The following is a 14988-nucleotide window of genomic DNA, read 5'->3' as shown; positions in this document are numbered from 1 at the left end:
GAAAACTAGGAAAGTGAAGCCCGGGTAAGCCCGACCGGGGGCGGCCACCGCCCCGGTTCCAGCCGACGAGGACGGTGAACGGCGCCATGCCGAAGAGGTCCGCAACACGCCCCGCCGCCCCGCCGCACGCCGGCCCCCCTGCGGAGGAGGAGATCTGGCCGCGCGTCACCCGGGAACTCGCCGACGACCTCGCCGTCGACGCACTGATCCGCGACCGGGCCGGGAAGCCGCCCTTCGACGAGCTGTCCCGGCTGCGCGAGGCCGGCCTGCCGGCCCTGCTCACCCCGCCCGGCCCGCTCCGCGGCGGCAGCGACTGGCGCACCGCCTGTGCGGTCATCCGCGAGATCGCGGCCGCCGACAGCTCCATCGGCGAACTCCTCGCCCGCCACTACGCCCTCACCTGGAGCGCCCGGTTCTTCGGCACCTCGCACCAGGCCGACGCGCTCGAACGCCGGGTGGCGGACGAGCACTGGCTGCTGGCCGGCGACGCCGGCGACCCGGCGGCCGACGCCGAACCGCCCACCTCGGGCACCGCCCCCGACCTCACCCTCACCCCGCACGGATCCGGCTACCTCCTGCACGGCCGCCGGTCGTTCGCCGCCGGCGTCACCGTGGCCGACCGCCTGGTCGTCGGCGCCGCCTGCGCGGAGACCGGCGACTGGCTGGTCGCACTGGTCGACCCGACCCACCCCGGCGTCACCACCGACCCGGCCCACGACCGCCTGGGCCAGCGCCTCACCGGCGCCGGGAACATCACCTTCGACGCCGTGCCGGTGCCGACCGAGCGGATCCTCGGCACCACCTCCCACGACGAGCAGCACATCACCCCGTACGCCACCCTCGCGCCGCTGGCCCTGCGGCTGGCCCTCGTCCATGTCGCGCTGGGCATCGCCGAAGGGGCGCTCGCCGAGGCCCGCGACCTCAGCCGCGCCGCCCCCCGCACCTGGCAGGCCGCCGACGCCCTCCCGGCCCCCTACGCCGAGCAGCCGGGCGGCGACCCCTACCTGCTGCTGGCCTACGGCGAACTGGTCGCCGCCGCACACACCGCCGCGGCCGTCGTGGAGCCGGCCACCGAGGCGTTGGCTCGAGGCCTGTTGATGGGGCAGGAGCTGGGCGTCAACGAGCGCGCCGACATCGCGGTGCTGGTCGCCGCGGCCGAGGCGGTCACCGGCCAGTCGGCCCTGCAGATCACCACCCGCATCCTGGAGCTGACCGCCACCGCCGACGCCACCGCCGGCGATCCGGGCTTCGACCGGTTCTGGCGGAACGCCCGCGTGCTGACCGCCCAGCGGTCGGCCGCGCACAGCCTCCGGGCCATCGGCGACCACTACCTCAACGGCACGCATCCGCCGCTGACCCTGCGGATCTGAGGGTCGGCGGCGGACGTCGGGCGGCGGGGGTCTCAGACGGCGGCCAGCAGGCTCCGGCCGAGCCAGTCCGAGTCGTCCCGCACGCCCGGCAGCGCGAAGAAGTAGCCGCCGCCGGTCGGCGAGATGTAGTCCACCAGCGGCTCGTCGATCAGCCGCTCCTGGGTGGCCTCGAACTGGCGGCGGACGTCCTGCTGGTAGCAGCAGAAGGCCAGCCCCATGTCCAGGTTGCCGACGTTGTCGACGCCCCGGTCGTAGTTGTAGCCGCGGCGCAGGATCCGGGTGTCGTCGGTCTTCGCGGTCCGCGGGTTGGCGAGCCGGATGTGCGCGTCGAGCGGGATCGCGGTGCCGTGCGGGTCCTTGTGGTACGCGGGCACGTCGAACTCGCCCGCGCCGTCCAGCGGGGCACCGGTGTCCTTGCGGCGGCCGAACATCTTCTCCTGCTCGGCCAGCGAGACCCGGTCCCAGAACTCCACCAGCATCCGGATGACCCGGATGACCTGGTAGCTGCCGCCGGTGGTCCAGGCGGGCTCACCGTCGCCGTCGCCGACCCAGACCAGGCGCTCCATCTCGCGCCCGGACTTCACGTCGGGGTTGGCTATGCCGTCCTTGAAGCCGAGCAGGTTGCGCTGGGTGCCGCTGGGCCGGGGCGCGTTCTGGAAGCCGTCGATGCGCCACTTGATCTGCATCCCGCCGCGGGTGTGCCGGGCGATGTCGCGCAGCGCGTGCAGCACGGTGTCCTGGCGCTCGGCGCAGATCTGCAGCGAGAGGTCGCCGTGGCACTCGGCGGCCTGGAGGTTGTCGTTGGGGAAGGTCCGCATCGGGACGAGCTTGCGCGGCTTGGCCTTGGCCAGGCCGTAGCGGTCGTCGAAGAGCGAGGCGCCCACGCCGACCGTGACGGTCAGCGCGTCGGCCGGGACGACCGGCCCGAGGATCCCGTTGTCGGACGGCGGGGCACCGACGCCGAGGTCCTGCGGGGCGCCGCCGGCGGTCAGGAAGCGGGCGCGTTCGGTGATCGTCCGCAGCAGGTCGGTGAGTTCCTTGCGGTTGTCCGCGATGACGTTGAGCGAGACGAAGGCGGCGGCGGCCGGCTGCGGGGTGAGGATGCCCGCCTGATGGGTGCCGTGGAACGGCACCTTCCCGGCGTCGGCGGTGTCGGCGGCCTGCGCCGTACCGGCGTTGCTCTGGCTCAGCGCGAAGCCGCCGCCGGCCAGCACCGCACCGGCCGCGCCGGCGCCCAGCGCGGTCTTCACGAACGAGCGCCGGTCGGCGGGACAGCGACCCTGGGGGCCGGGCGTTTCGGCGGACATCTCGTGGTTCCCTTCGGAGCGTGCATGGGGTGGTGCGGTGTAGCTGCGGGTGGGGCGGATGGTTCGGGGGCCGTCGGGCGGGGCGCCCGGTGCGTCCCGCGGTGTGCGCGGGCGTCCGGGCGTCCCGGCCCTCGGGAGGGTCAGGCGGACTTCCGGATCTCCAGGAGGTCCGGCACCGGCGCCAGGTGCTCCAGCAGCTGCCCGGTGATCCCGTTCAGCCGCTGCCGGGCGGTGGCGTCGAGCTTCTCGACCGGCGTCCACGTTCCGTCGTGGTGCGCGTCGTCGAGGAGCTTCTGCATCCGGGCGATGTCGCTCTCGATGGACGCCAGCAGCTGCGGCTCGCGCTTGGCGATCAGCGGGCGCAGGACGTCGAGGAGTTCCCGGGTGCCGGTGAGGTTGGCGTCGGCGGTGGCGAGGTTGGTGCCGCTGCCCTGGTCGGTGTCGCCGGTCAGCTCGAACTGGAGGGTGTTCTCCAGGATCTCGTGGGTCCGCAGCGGCAGGTCACCGGGGTCGAAGTCCTGGGTGGGGAACGCCTTCCGCAGCCCCACCACCGCGTCGTGCAGCTGCTGCGCCGGGCCGCTCAGCTCATCCGCGGACGCACCGTGCCACAGCCCGTACTCGATCCGGTGGAAGCCGCTGAAGTCCTTGTCGTGCACACCGCCCGGGAGCCCGTCGGCCCGCCCGTTGATCTTCTTGTCGAAGTCCTCGAACGTGCCGTAGGCGGCGCCCAGCGAGGAGTACGTGCGGTGCGCGGTGAGCCAGTCGGTCCGCGCGCCGTCCAGGTCGCCGCCCGCGAGGTCGTCGCTGAGCTTCTGGGTCTGGTCGGTGAGCGTGGCCAGGCCGCGGTCGACGTACTGCTTGTAGGCGCGCAGCGGCCCGGCGAGGTCCTCCTCGGCGACCGGCACGACGGCCTTGGCGCCGCCTCCGCCGCTGACCCGCACGGCGGCCGAGGTGACCGCCTTGCCGCCGGTGGGCACACAGCGCCAGGCGTACGAACCGCCGGCGATGGTGGCGACCAGGTCGCGGGTGGTGCCGGGGGCCAGGCCCTCGATCTCGCCGTAGACCGCGTTGGTCGAGGGGTCGACGAGGTACACCTCGGAGGTCTTGTCGCCGGTGTTCTGCATCTGGAAGGTCTGCCGCCCCGGCTTGGGCGCGGTGAAGCCCTTGCCGCACTCCTTCTCGGACACCGCGATGGTCGGTGCCCCGGCGGGCTTGGACTTGCCGAAGGCGACGATCCCGCCCGCGACGACGGCGGGCACGGCCACCACGGCGACCGGCAGCAGCCAGCCGGGCCGCTTCCGCCCCGCACCGGCCGGCGCCTCCGCAGGCTCCACCGCGGACTCCGACTCGGGGGCGTCGCCGCCCGCCGAACCGTCCTCCGCCGCACCGGCCTCCGCAGCAGCGCCCTGCGCAGCGTCGGCCTTCTCGACGACAGCCTCGTCCGCCGCCTTCTCCTCGACCGGCTTGTCCTCGACCGGCTTCTCCTCGACCGGCTTGTCCGCCGCCGCCTTCTCCGTGGCCGGACGCGGCGCCGGGGCCGGCTTCGCGGCGGACCGCACCCCGCGGACGAACAGCGTCATCACGATGACGAGGTACGCCACGTACGCACCGATCTGCAGCCATGTCATGGCCGGCATCAGGTTGAAGACACCCTGCACCAGGGTGGTGTACCAGGCGTTCGGGTCGATGGTCTGGCTGAGGTCGAAGGCGAACGCGGCCTTGCCGGGCAGGACACCGCCCTCCTGGAGGTCCCGCAGGCCGTACCCCAGGACACCGGCGGCGATGACGATGAGCACGACACCGGTCGCGGTGAAGAACTTGGTGAGGTTGATCTTGAGCACCCGGCGGTAGAGGCCCCAGCAGAGCCCCGCCGCGATGACCAGGCCGATCCCGGCGCCGATCATCGGCCCGGCGGATTCGCCCGCCGCCCGCGCCGTGGTCCACAGGAACAGCGCGGTCTCCAGCCCCTCCCGGCCCACGGCCAGGAAGGAGGTGACGACCAGCATGCCCGCGCCCATGGCGAGCGCCCCGGTGACCTTCTCCTTGATCTCACCGGAGAGGCTGCGCGCGGAACGCCGCATCCAGAAGACCATCGCGGTGACGAACGCGACCGCGATGACGCTCAACGTGCCGCCGAACGCTTCCTGCGCGGTGGCCGAGAGCGAGGCGGCGGTGAACGTGAGCACCGCGCCGAAGCTCATGGCGAGCGCGATCGCGGCCAGTACACCGGTCCACACCTGCGGGAGACGGGACTTGGCCCCGGCCCGGACGAGTGTGGCCACGAGGATCGAAACGATGAGTCCGGCTTCTAGACCTTCCCTCAACCCGATCAAGAAGCTCGGAAACGCGTCGTCCCACATAGTCGTCCTCTCCGGCCCGCACAACCGCGCCGGTATGCCTTACCTCAGTTAGCGAAGGCATACCTTAGTCAGACGATCTGAAGATGTCTACATCGCTGTAGTCGCATAGTCACGGACGGATAACGACCCTAGCTCAGGCCCCACGCGCCCCCACCGACACCCCCCACCTCACCCCGCCCGGCCACCTGACGATCCGTCGTGACCACCACCCCCACCGCGCGTTCTCCAGACATGAACAACACGGACATCAAGAACACAGCACACATCAAGCCCAGAACGCGCATCCCCCGCCTCCGCCCTCCCCGCGGGCGCCTGGCACCCCTCGCACCCTTCGTCACCACAGCCCTCACCCTGGCCGCCCTCGCCGCGGCCGGTCCGGCACACGCCGACGGCGACACCATGCCCGACGTCAGCGGCAAAGGACTCGTCGCCGCCTACCAGGCGCTCAAATACGACACCGCCGTCCGCCTCAAGGACGGTCGGGGCGCCGGACGCCACGTCCTGTGGCCCGGCAGCTGGAAGGTCTGCGACCAGCACCCCAAGGCCGGCACCCCGTTCTCGCACCGGCCGATCACCCTCACCGTGGTCAAGGCCCACGAGTCCTGCGACGCCGGACGGTAACCCGGGGCCGAAGGTCCCGACCTGACCAGAGCTCAAATCCCGCACGCCGCATTGTCATTGAGGCACGCAAGGCCCGCGGACACACGATGAGGTGGTACGCCCGGCGGCCCCGAAGATCCCGGGGCGTACGGCCTCCGAGCGGGACGTCCACCCTGGACCCGCACGAACCAGGCGCCGAGGTCGCGGGTCAGCGCGACACTCGGCGCGATGCGGCGATCAGGACGGGAAGGGGGGCGGAGCGGAGTGGGGGTGGAGATGAGGATGGGGATGAGGATGAAGATCGACTCATCGCGGGCGGCGGAGCAGCCGCACACCCCCCACACCACCCCGGACAACACAGTCCCCGGGAGTCCTCATCGCCACCATCTACCTCAGTCGTCGCTGAGGCTCCGGTTCGCGGGGCTTCCGGGGGCCTAACCAGAGCCATTCAAGGGTCGCCTGCCAACAAACGTCTTTGTCGACGGTGGGGCTCTTCGGTTTTCTGGGTAAACACCAGTTTCCTCCCGTTTCGCCCAGAGTCAAGGGGTAAGTCGGGAGCAGACGGAAAAAACTGCCGAAGCCGGTCGGCGCGCGTTGCTGTACATCAAGAGCGCGTAAAGATTGCCGGGATACGGCAATGTGCGGCGCCCCCGCCGCGTGTGACGACCATCCCCGTTCGAGCGGAATGAGCGAGTACGGGAGGGCTGCGCATGGCCTGGTGTCTTGGTCTCGGTATCGGAAGGATCGCCGTGCTCGCACTCTCGCTGATCTTCGACGGGGTGCTGGAGGGGCTGTTCGGCGGCGTGCTGGACGGGCTCGACGGGCTGCTGTCCCTGCCGGTCATCGCCGGCTTCCTGTCGATGTTCGGGTTCGCCGGCGCGATCGTGTGGGGCTGCACCGGGCTCGGCGCCTGGCCTGCCATCGGCATCGGGCTGGCGGCGGGGGCCGCGGCCGGGGGCGCCACCTGGAAGTTCAGCCGGGCACTGATGCGCGACCGCACCGGCTCCGCGCCACGCCGGGAAGACCTGGTGGGTACCGCCGGGTCGGTGGTCACCGCGATCCCCGCCGACGGGTACGGCGAGGTGCTGCTGCGCCTCGCCGGGCATCCCGTGAAGCTGGCGGCCCGGAGCGCCGATCCCGTGGCCCGCGGTGCCGAGATCTGGGTCGAGGCATCGCTCTCGTCCACCTCGGTGTCGGTCCGTCCCGTCGAACGCTGAGCCGGGGCGGGGCCCGACCCGACCGCCGATGCGGGCCCGGACCCGCCCCACTCCCCCGGACCCGGCGCACCCCGCCGGACCGGGAACGCAAACCATCATCTTGATCTGCCTACCCCCAGGAAGGCAGGGGGGATTCGTCATGAGTTCAGCCATCGTCGCCGTCATGGGCGCCGTCGTCCTCGTCGTGTTGCTCGCCCTGGTAGTGATCACCCGCTACAAGGTCGCCGGGCCGAACGAGGCATTCATCATCACCGGCCGCCGCGGCCAGAAGTCCACCGACCCGGAGACCGGCCGGGTCAGCGTCGACAACAGCGGCCAGAAGGTCGTCGTCGGAGGCGGCGTCTTCGTCGTCCCGTTCGTCCAGCAGCGCTTCTCCCTGGACCTCTCCAGTCGGCACCTGCCGATGGCGGTGCGCGGCGCGGTCACGCTGCGCGGGGTGAAGGCCAACCTCGACGGCGTCGCGATCGTCAAGGTCGGCGGCAGTGAGGACGCGATACGGGCCGCGGCGCAGCGCTTCCTCCAGCAGCAGGACGGCATCGTCAGGTTCACCCAGGAGGTGCTGTCGGGTGCGCTGCGGGCGATCGTCGGCCGGATGTCGGTCGAGGACATCATCCGCGACCGGGCCGCGTTCGCCGGGCAGGTCGCCGAGGAGGCGGAGGCCAGCCTGTCCGGGCAGGGCCTGATCCTCGACGCGTACCAGATCCAGGACATCACCACCGAGGGCTCCTACCTGGAGGACCTGGGCCGCCCGGAGGCCGCTCGGGCCCGCCAGGAGGCGGACATCGCCGAGGCGAACGCCCAGCGGGTGTCGGAACAGGCACGTCTGAAGGCCGCCGAGGAGATCGCGGTCGCGGAGCGGACGCTCTACCTCAGGCAGGCCGAGATCCGGGTCGAGACCGAGGCCGCGGCGGCCTCAAAGGGAACCGCGGAGGCCGACGCGATGCACAAGAAGGCCGACGCCTTCGCCCGCTACGGCGACGCGGCCGTCCTCCAGATGCTGGTCGAGGTCCTCCCGCAGGTCGTCGCCAAGGCGTCCGAACCACTGGGCGCCGTGGACAAGTTGACCGTCATCTCCACCGACGGCGCGGGCCAGCTGCCCCGTACCGTCGCGAACAACGTCGCCCAGGGCGTGGAACTCCTCGACTCCGTCGCGGGGGTCGACCTGGCGAGCATGCTGAAGCGGGTGACCGGGGGCCGCGATGGCAGCACCGCACCCGGCACCACCGCCGCCGCGGCGGCGGCCTCCCCCAACGGCAGGATCGAAGTCACCGAGTAGAGGTGGAGCAAGGGCAGTTGACGCTATGCGGGAAAGGGGCGCAGCAGCACTGTCGAGCTGATCCATGTCCTCCCCTAGGGGCTGCCGGACCGGAACGATTCCGCGTCCGGCAGCCCCTCGGTGCGCCTACCCGACCGCGTCCGGCTCCCTGGGCCACCGGCCTACCGCTCAACCCCCGGGCCAGGCATGCCGGATGCCTGGCCCGCGGGCCGGTACCGGGCGCGCGACGGCCCTGGGGAGGGGCCGGTTCTACGGCCCACGGAACTACGTGGCGCACTTCCAGACCGGGGAGGTGCACACCGCGCTGTTCCCCGACGGAAGCGTCCCCAAGGCCGATGTGCCGGCCCTGCTCATCGCCGCCCGCCACGACCCGATCTGCCACCGGATGCTCACCGACAACGTGCTCCAGTACTTCGAGGAGTTCGAACGCCGGATGATCGACACCGGCCGCTGGACCCGACCCGAAGACCCGGAAGGCGCCAACACCCTCCTGATCGACTGGCTGACCCGGCACTTCTGACGGGCCACTCGCCGCTGGTGGGAGGCGGGGACACGGTGGTGGGGCCGCCGGGTCCGTCTGAAGTGATGCCATGTTCGGGCTTTGCGAGGAGATTTCGAAAAGGCCACTGATAGATTCGTATAAGTCGTGAAGGTTGCGGCGTGGCTGGGGGGGGATGGGGGGTGGCGGTTGCGCCTGCGGCGGCTGCGTCGCCCCGTGTGAGTCACCCGCGTAGCGCGGAGGGAAGACGGAGTGACAGCGACTGGGCGGGAGCCGGGCGGTCCGGATGAGACCCACAGGCCGTCGGGCCGCCGACGGATCACGCCCCAAAAGCCCCTCACCGGCGAAGGGGACGAGGTCCGGACGGCTCCGCCCGCAGACCCCGAGCGCACGTTACGGCTGAGGTTCCGACCGCCCGCAGCGTCCGAGGGGACCGCGCCGTCCCAGCTGCCGGAACGGTCCGGTGGGCGGGCCGGTGGGCAGTCCGGTGGTCGGGCCGCCCCGCGCAAGGCCGCGCAGCCGTCCTCCGACCGAATACGCATCGGTGCGCTGCCTGGCGCCCTCGTCGCGCGGCTGTCGCCGTACGCCCGCCGGATCAGGCCGCGCTATCCGCGTCCGGGCCGCACCGGTTGGCGCCGCTGGGCGCCCTCCTGGCGGCAGTGGCTGGGCGTCGCGTCGACGGCCGTCGGGCTGACCGGCCTGTTCCTGGGCATCGCCTACGCCGCCACCGACATACCCAAGGACCTCAACGCGTACGCCACCCAGCAGGACAACGTGTACTTCTGGTCCGACGGCACGCCCATGGCCCGCACCGGATGGGTCCAGCGGCAGGCGATGCCGCTGAAGGAGATACCCGAGGACGTCCGCTGGGCCGTGCTGGCGGCCGAGAACGAGAACTTCTACGACGACCCCGGCGTCTCGTTCAAGGGCCTCACCCGCGCCCTGTGGCGCACGGTCGGTCAAGGCGACACCCAGGGCGGCTCGACCATCACCCAGCAGTACGTCAAGAACGTCTACCTCAACCAGGACCAGACCCTCGGCCGCAAGTTCACCGAGGCGATGATCGCGCTCAAACTGGACAACCGGATGAGCAAGGACGCGATCCTGGAAGGGTACCTCAACACCAGCTGGTTCGGCCGCGGCACCTACGGCATCCAGCGCGCCGCGCAGGCCTACTACGGCAAGGACGTCAGCGAACTCGACGCGAGCCAGGCGGCCTTCCTGGCCTCGCTGCTCAAGGGCGCCGGCCTGTACGACCCCACACTGGGCGCCGCCAACCGCAAGCGGGCGGTGGAGCGCTGGAAGTGGACCCTGGACCGGATGGTGCGGATCGGCAAGCTGTCGCCGTCCGAGCGGGCCGGGTACCGCGTCTTCCCCGAGCCGCTCAAGCAGAACCCGCTGTACGACACCGGCCAGCAGACCGACTACCTCGTCGAACTCGCCTCCCAGTACGCCCAGAAGGCCGGGCACATCCCGGCCAGGGAGTTCGACCTGGGCGGCTATCAGATCTACACCACCTTCGACCGCAAACGGGAGGCGGCTCTCGACGGCGTGGTGGCCGCGGCGCGCAAGAAGGCCCGGCAGACCCACCCGGACACCGCGGACGCCGCCCACTACGGCATCGCGTCGGTGGCCACCGACGGCCGCATCCTCGCCGTCTACGGCGGCCCCGACCACCGGAAGCAGGGCTACAACGAGTCCAACGCCGCGACGGTACCGGCCGGTTCGGCCTTCCTGCCGTTCGTGTACGCCACCGCCCTCGAACACGGCGTCGTCAAGCGACGGGACGCTCCCCGGGAGAAGGTCACCCCGCAGACCCGCTACGACGGCGACGACGGCGTGCCCGTCAGCACACCGGAGGGCCCCTACTGGGACCGCGGCGGCAAGAAGGTCGCCGCCCACAACGACGGCCGGAAGTCGTGGGGCCGGATCACGCTGCGCGAGGCGCTCGCCAACTCGGTGAACACCCCCTTCATGCAACTGGGCATGGACGCGGGACTGGACAAGGTCAAGCAGACGGCCCAGGCCGCCGGGCTGCTGCCCTCCACCATGGGGCCCCAGGTCCCCGCCCTGTCCCTGGGCACTTCCACGCCGAGTGCGATCCGCATGGCCGGCGGCTACGCCACCTTCGCCGCCGCTGGACAGCACGTCGAGCCGTACTCCGTGCAGCGCGTCACCCGGAACGGCACGGCCGTGCGGCTGGACTCCCCCGAGGCCGGCCGCGCGGTCGCCCCTCAGGTGGCCGAGGAGGTGACGCGGGCGCTCACCGACTCGTTCCGCTCCGCCCACCCGGGCGCCGCGCCCGCTACGGCGGCGGTGTCCGGCAAGGCCGGCACCACCGGCGACGACACCGCCGCCTGGTACGTCGGCACGGCCCGCAGCGTCTCGACCGCCGTGGTCGTCTACCGCATGGACCTGGCCAAGAGCCTCGAACCGCTGCCGCTGAAGGGGCTCGCCGGAACCGCCGCCGACAGCGTTCCCTACGGCATCTGGGCGAGCCTCATGAGCCCATCGCGCTGACCGCCGGACCACCCCGTACCCGCACCGCATCCGCACTGGAACCCCCCTCGCAGATTTGAGCCCCGTATGAAGTCGACTCCAGGTCGCCGCCGCAAGGCACGCGCACCCCGCCGCACCGTCCGCACCCGTTCCGCAGTCCTCGCGTCGGCCGCCCTCGTCGTCTGCTCGGCCGTCGCGGGGTACCTGGTGCTCGACCACCCCAACGGCGATGCCGTGGCGTCCTCCGGCAGCAAGAGCACGTCGGCCGACCGAAGTCCGGCGCAGCCCAGCAAGGAGCCGGCCTGGGACGGCAGGACCAAGGTCCTCGGCGACGGATCGACCTCCTACACCGGCCCGCAGAAGAAGCAGTTGGCGGCGAAACCGCTCAAACCCGGCGAGCAGCCGCCGCAGTTCGTCGTCTTCTCCTGGGACGGCGCACTGGAGGGCGACGAGCGGCTCTTCTCGCACTACCGCGAGCTGGCCAAGGACTACGACGCCCACATGACCTTCTTCCTCACGGGCATCTACCTGCTGCCCAAGAGCAAGCAGGACCTCTACCACCCGCCCCGGCACCCGGTGGGCTCCGCCGCGATCAGCTACCCCACCGACGAGCACATCCGCACCACCCTGACCCAGCTCGCCGCGGCCTACCAGGACGGCAACGAGATCGGGACCCACTTCAACGGCCACTTCTGCGGCGCCAAGGGCGGCGGTGACTGGAGCGTGGCGGAGTGGAAGAGCGAGATCGACCAGTTCTACGACTTCGTGGAGAAGTGGCGGACCAACACCGGCTATCGGGACGTTCCCGCCCTGCCGTTCGACTTCCGCAAGGAGGTGACCGGGGGGCGCGCCCCCTGCCTGGAGGGGCAGCCGAACCTGCTCAAGGCCATGAAGAGCTACGGCTGGCGCTACGACGCGAGCTCCCCCGGCGACTTCCAGATATGGCCGGCCAAGAAGGACGGCGTCTGGGACTTTCCGCTCCAGATGCTGCCGTACCCGGGCGGCAACTACCAGGGCCTGTCGATGGACTTCAACTTCCTCTACAACCAGTCCAAGGGCGAGACCAAGGGCGACCCGGCCAAGTACGCCACCTGGGAGCAGCAGACCGTCGACTCCTACATGGCGGGCTTCAACCGCGTCTACTACGGCAGCCGGGCGCCGCTGTTCATCGGCAACCACTTCGAGGACTGGAACGGCAGCATCTACATGAAGGCCATCGACAAGGTGGTCAAGGGCACCTGCACCAAGAAGGGCGTCAGGTGCGTGTCCTTCAAGGAGCTCGCCGACTGGCTCGACGCGCAGCGGCCCGAGACGCTGCAGCGGCTGCGCGGGCTGGATCCGGCGCAGTCACCGGACTGGTCCACGGTCGTCAAGTGACTCGCCAAGTGACCCCGGAACCAGCCTGATTCCCCTCGCGCACACCCCTTCACAACATGCACACATCTCGTGCAAAAATGTGACCGTCCGGCCTGTGTACCGAGATAGAGGGGAATTTCGTTGAAATCGAGAAGAATAGGACGCGGGCGGAGCCGTGCCACCGTGATCGCGGTGGCGGCAGCCTCAGTGGTCGCAGGCGTCGGGCTCCCCAACTGGAGCGCGAGCGCGGCGGTCGCCGACGACCCGGCCGTGGACCCGGCCACCAAGGCGGCATTCCAGCACCTGGCCGATGCGGTCTTCGCCGACCGCACGCAGTCCCTGGTCGACGGCGCCCGGAGCGGGCACCAGGAGTCGTCCCCGCGGCGGACGTCCCGCTTCACCGGAAAGGTGCGGCTGTCCGCGACGCAGTCCCGCGAGGAGCGCTCGACACTCGACGCACTGCGCGCCCGCAAGTCCCGCCTGGCCCAACTCGGCGAGAAGTACAGCGGAGCCGGTACCGAAGTCACCCTGAACCGCACCGAGGTGACGGGGCGACGGGCCACGGTCGACGTCACCGAGACCACGACCCTGGCGTACGAGGGGGCCAAGGGCACCGAGCCCAGGAGTACCGGATTCCAGGCCCACCACCGACTCACCTTCCAGGCCGACCGCACGGGTGACTGGCAGCTGACCGGGGTCCGCGACACCGACGGCGGCCACCTCGCGGTCAACCAGGTGGCCAAACCGCTCGGCGCCGCGCCGACCACCTCCGACACCCCGCCCTCGGCGACCCGCTCGGCCACCACCCGGCCCGCGCCGGCCGCCCCGAAGGACTTCACGGCCACCGGCTACGACTACCGCGCCATGGCGGCCTACGCGACGACGTACTGGAGCAGATACAACCCGGACTACCCCGACTTCAACGGCGCCGGCGACGGCGGGGACTGCACCAACTTCGTCAGCCAGGCACTGAAGGCGGGCGGTTGGCAGCACGTCCCCGGCTACACGACGGACTTCCACAAGTGGTTCGGCAACTCCGAGATCCAGTCGGACTCCTTCGTCGGCGTCAACGAGTTCTCCTGGTTCGCCCTGTCCTCCAAGCGGGCGAGCAGCCTCGCCAACGTCTACCAGTTGGACATCGGTGACGTACTGCAGCTGGACTTCGACAGGGACGGGTCCAAGGACCACTCCATGATCGTCACCAACCGCAGCCGGCAGGGCATGCCGTACGTCACCTACCACTCCACCAACACCTACAACAGGTCGGTGGCCAGCCTGGTCGCGTCGTACCCGAGCGCCGCGTACTACGCCTACCGGACCTGAGCCGCGCCCGCCCTTCCGTTCGGCGGCAGGGTCCTGACCGCCGGCGCTCCATGCTTGTCGCCGTGCGGGCGGGAACGCCGCCACTCGTCGATCTGTATGGCTCACCGTACAAATCATCTGTACGGTGAGCCATACAGATGGGGGGATCATGGGAATCGACGAGTGGATCCAGCGGCTGCCGAAGGTGGAGCTGCATGTGCACCTGGAGGGTTCGCTGCGGCCCGCGACGCTGTTCGCGCTGGCGGAGCGGAACGACGTCACCTTGGGGGCGCGGAGCGCCGAGGAGCTGACCGGGCTGTACCGGTTCGGCAGCTTCGAGGACTTCGGCCGGCTCTTCATGACGGGGCTGAGAGTGCTGCGCAACGCGGAGGACTTCGCGGACGCCACCGTCGCGCTCGCCGCCGAACTGGCGGCGCAGAACGTCCGCTACGCGGAGGTGACCACCTCCCCCATGGGCCACCACCACCGCGGTATCGCGCTGGCGGAGTACGCCGCGGGGCTCGACGAGGGACGTCGACGGGCCCGCGCGGAGCACGGGGTGGAGATCGGCTGGATCTGCGACATCGTCCGCAATGCCGAGGCCCCCGACTCCCACCGCACCGTCGACTTCCTGCTGGGCCCGGACGCTCCCGAAGCGGTGGTCGGACTGGGGCTGGGCGGCGTGGAACACGGTTTCCCGCCGGAGCTGTTCGCCTCCTCGTTCGCCAAGGCCAGGGCCAACGGGCTGGCTTCACTCCCGCACGCCGGCGAGACCGCCGGTCCCGCGAGCATCTGGGGAGCCCTGCGGGCGCTCAAGGCGGATCGCGTCGGGCACGGCATCCGCTGCCTGGACGACCCGGCACTCGTCGCCCACCTCGCCGAGCAGCGGATCCCCCTGGAGGTGGCGCCCGCCTCCAATGTCGCCCTCCGCCTCGTGCAGGACGCGGAGAGCCATGTGCTGGGCGAACTGGCCCGGGCGGGGCTGGCGGTGACGCTCAACACCGACGACCCCGCCTACTTCCAGACCACCCTCAACGACGAGCTGCGGACCGCTCATGACCTGCACGGTTTCTCCCGTCAGGCATTGCTGGAGGCCCAGATCACCGCGCTGAGCGCCTCCTACGCCCCTGCCGCGACCAAGGCCGCCGTCGCCCGTGAACTCCAGGAGACCCGCCCATGAGGGACTGCGACGCGACCGCGGT

The 14988-nt window shown here is 71.0% G+C and carries 11 protein-coding genes; 9 read left to right on the top strand and 2 right to left on the bottom strand.

What is annotated here, in order from left to right:
• The first annotated feature begins 86 nt into the window (after positions 1-86).
• Positions 87-1370: an acyl-CoA dehydrogenase gene (locus tag CG747_RS19445; protein WP_100603151.1), complete on the top strand. Its 1284-nt coding sequence runs from the start codon at positions 87-89 to the stop codon at positions 1368-1370.
• Positions 1371-1402: 32 nt separating this feature from the next.
• On the opposite strand, the gene efeB is transcribed toward CG747_RS19445, so the two are convergent.
• Positions 1403-2677 carry an iron uptake transporter deferrochelatase/peroxidase subunit gene (efeB, locus tag CG747_RS19440; protein WP_100603029.1) on the bottom strand — a complete coding sequence of 425 codons (1275 nt, stop codon included), beginning with the start codon at positions 2675-2677 and terminating at the stop codon, positions 1403-1405.
• Between the two features lie 140 nt (positions 2678-2817).
• Positions 2818-5037, bottom strand: coding sequence for an iron uptake transporter permease EfeU (efeU, locus tag CG747_RS19435; RefSeq protein ID WP_100603028.1), 2220 nt, complete (start codon positions 5035-5037; stop codon positions 2818-2820).
• Between the two features lie 231 nt (positions 5038-5268).
• Between efeU and CG747_RS19430 the strand changes: the two genes are divergently transcribed.
• From CG747_RS19430 to add, 8 genes are all read left to right on the top strand, one after another.
• Entirely contained in the window at positions 5269-5658 is a 390-nt protein-coding gene (locus CG747_RS19430) for a PASTA domain-containing protein (RefSeq protein ID WP_257980530.1), read from the top strand.
• A gap of 689 nt (positions 5659-6347) precedes the next feature.
• Positions 6348-6854 (top strand): hypothetical protein, encoded by a 507-nt coding sequence (locus tag CG747_RS19425; protein WP_100603027.1) that lies wholly within the window; start codon positions 6348-6350, stop codon positions 6852-6854.
• A 139-nt stretch (positions 6855-6993) separates the two neighbouring features.
• Positions 6994-8130: an SPFH domain-containing protein gene (locus CG747_RS19420; protein WP_100603026.1), complete on the top strand. Its 1137-nt coding sequence runs from the start codon at positions 6994-6996 to the stop codon at positions 8128-8130.
• Between the two features lie 268 nt (positions 8131-8398).
• Positions 8399-8650, top strand: coding sequence for a hypothetical protein (locus tag CG747_RS19415; RefSeq protein WP_180985607.1), 252 nt, complete (start codon positions 8399-8401; stop codon positions 8648-8650).
• A 231-nt stretch (positions 8651-8881) separates the two neighbouring features.
• Positions 8882-11149, top strand: coding sequence for a transglycosylase domain-containing protein (locus tag CG747_RS19410; RefSeq protein WP_374701790.1), 2268 nt, complete (start codon positions 8882-8884; stop codon positions 11147-11149).
• 66 nt (positions 11150-11215) lie between these two features.
• On the top strand, positions 11216-12505 hold the full coding sequence (locus tag CG747_RS19405) for a hypothetical protein (RefSeq protein WP_100603025.1): 1290 nt from the start codon (positions 11216-11218) through the stop codon (positions 12503-12505).
• A gap of 171 nt (positions 12506-12676) precedes the next feature.
• Positions 12677-13807, top strand: coding sequence for an amidase domain-containing protein (locus tag CG747_RS19400; protein WP_257980529.1), 1131 nt, complete (start codon positions 12677-12679; stop codon positions 13805-13807).
• Positions 13808-13955: 148 nt separating this feature from the next.
• Positions 13956-14966: an adenosine deaminase gene (gene add / locus CG747_RS19395; protein ID WP_100603024.1), complete on the top strand. Its 1011-nt coding sequence runs from the start codon at positions 13956-13958 to the stop codon at positions 14964-14966.
• The last annotated feature ends 22 nt before the right edge of the window (positions 14967-14988 follow it).

The sequence above is a fragment of the Streptomyces sp. CB02959 genome, assembly GCF_002803155.1.
GTDB lineage: Bacteria > Actinomycetota > Actinomycetes > Streptomycetales > Streptomycetaceae > Streptomyces.
This window is presented reverse-complemented; position numbering and strand designations above follow the sequence as displayed.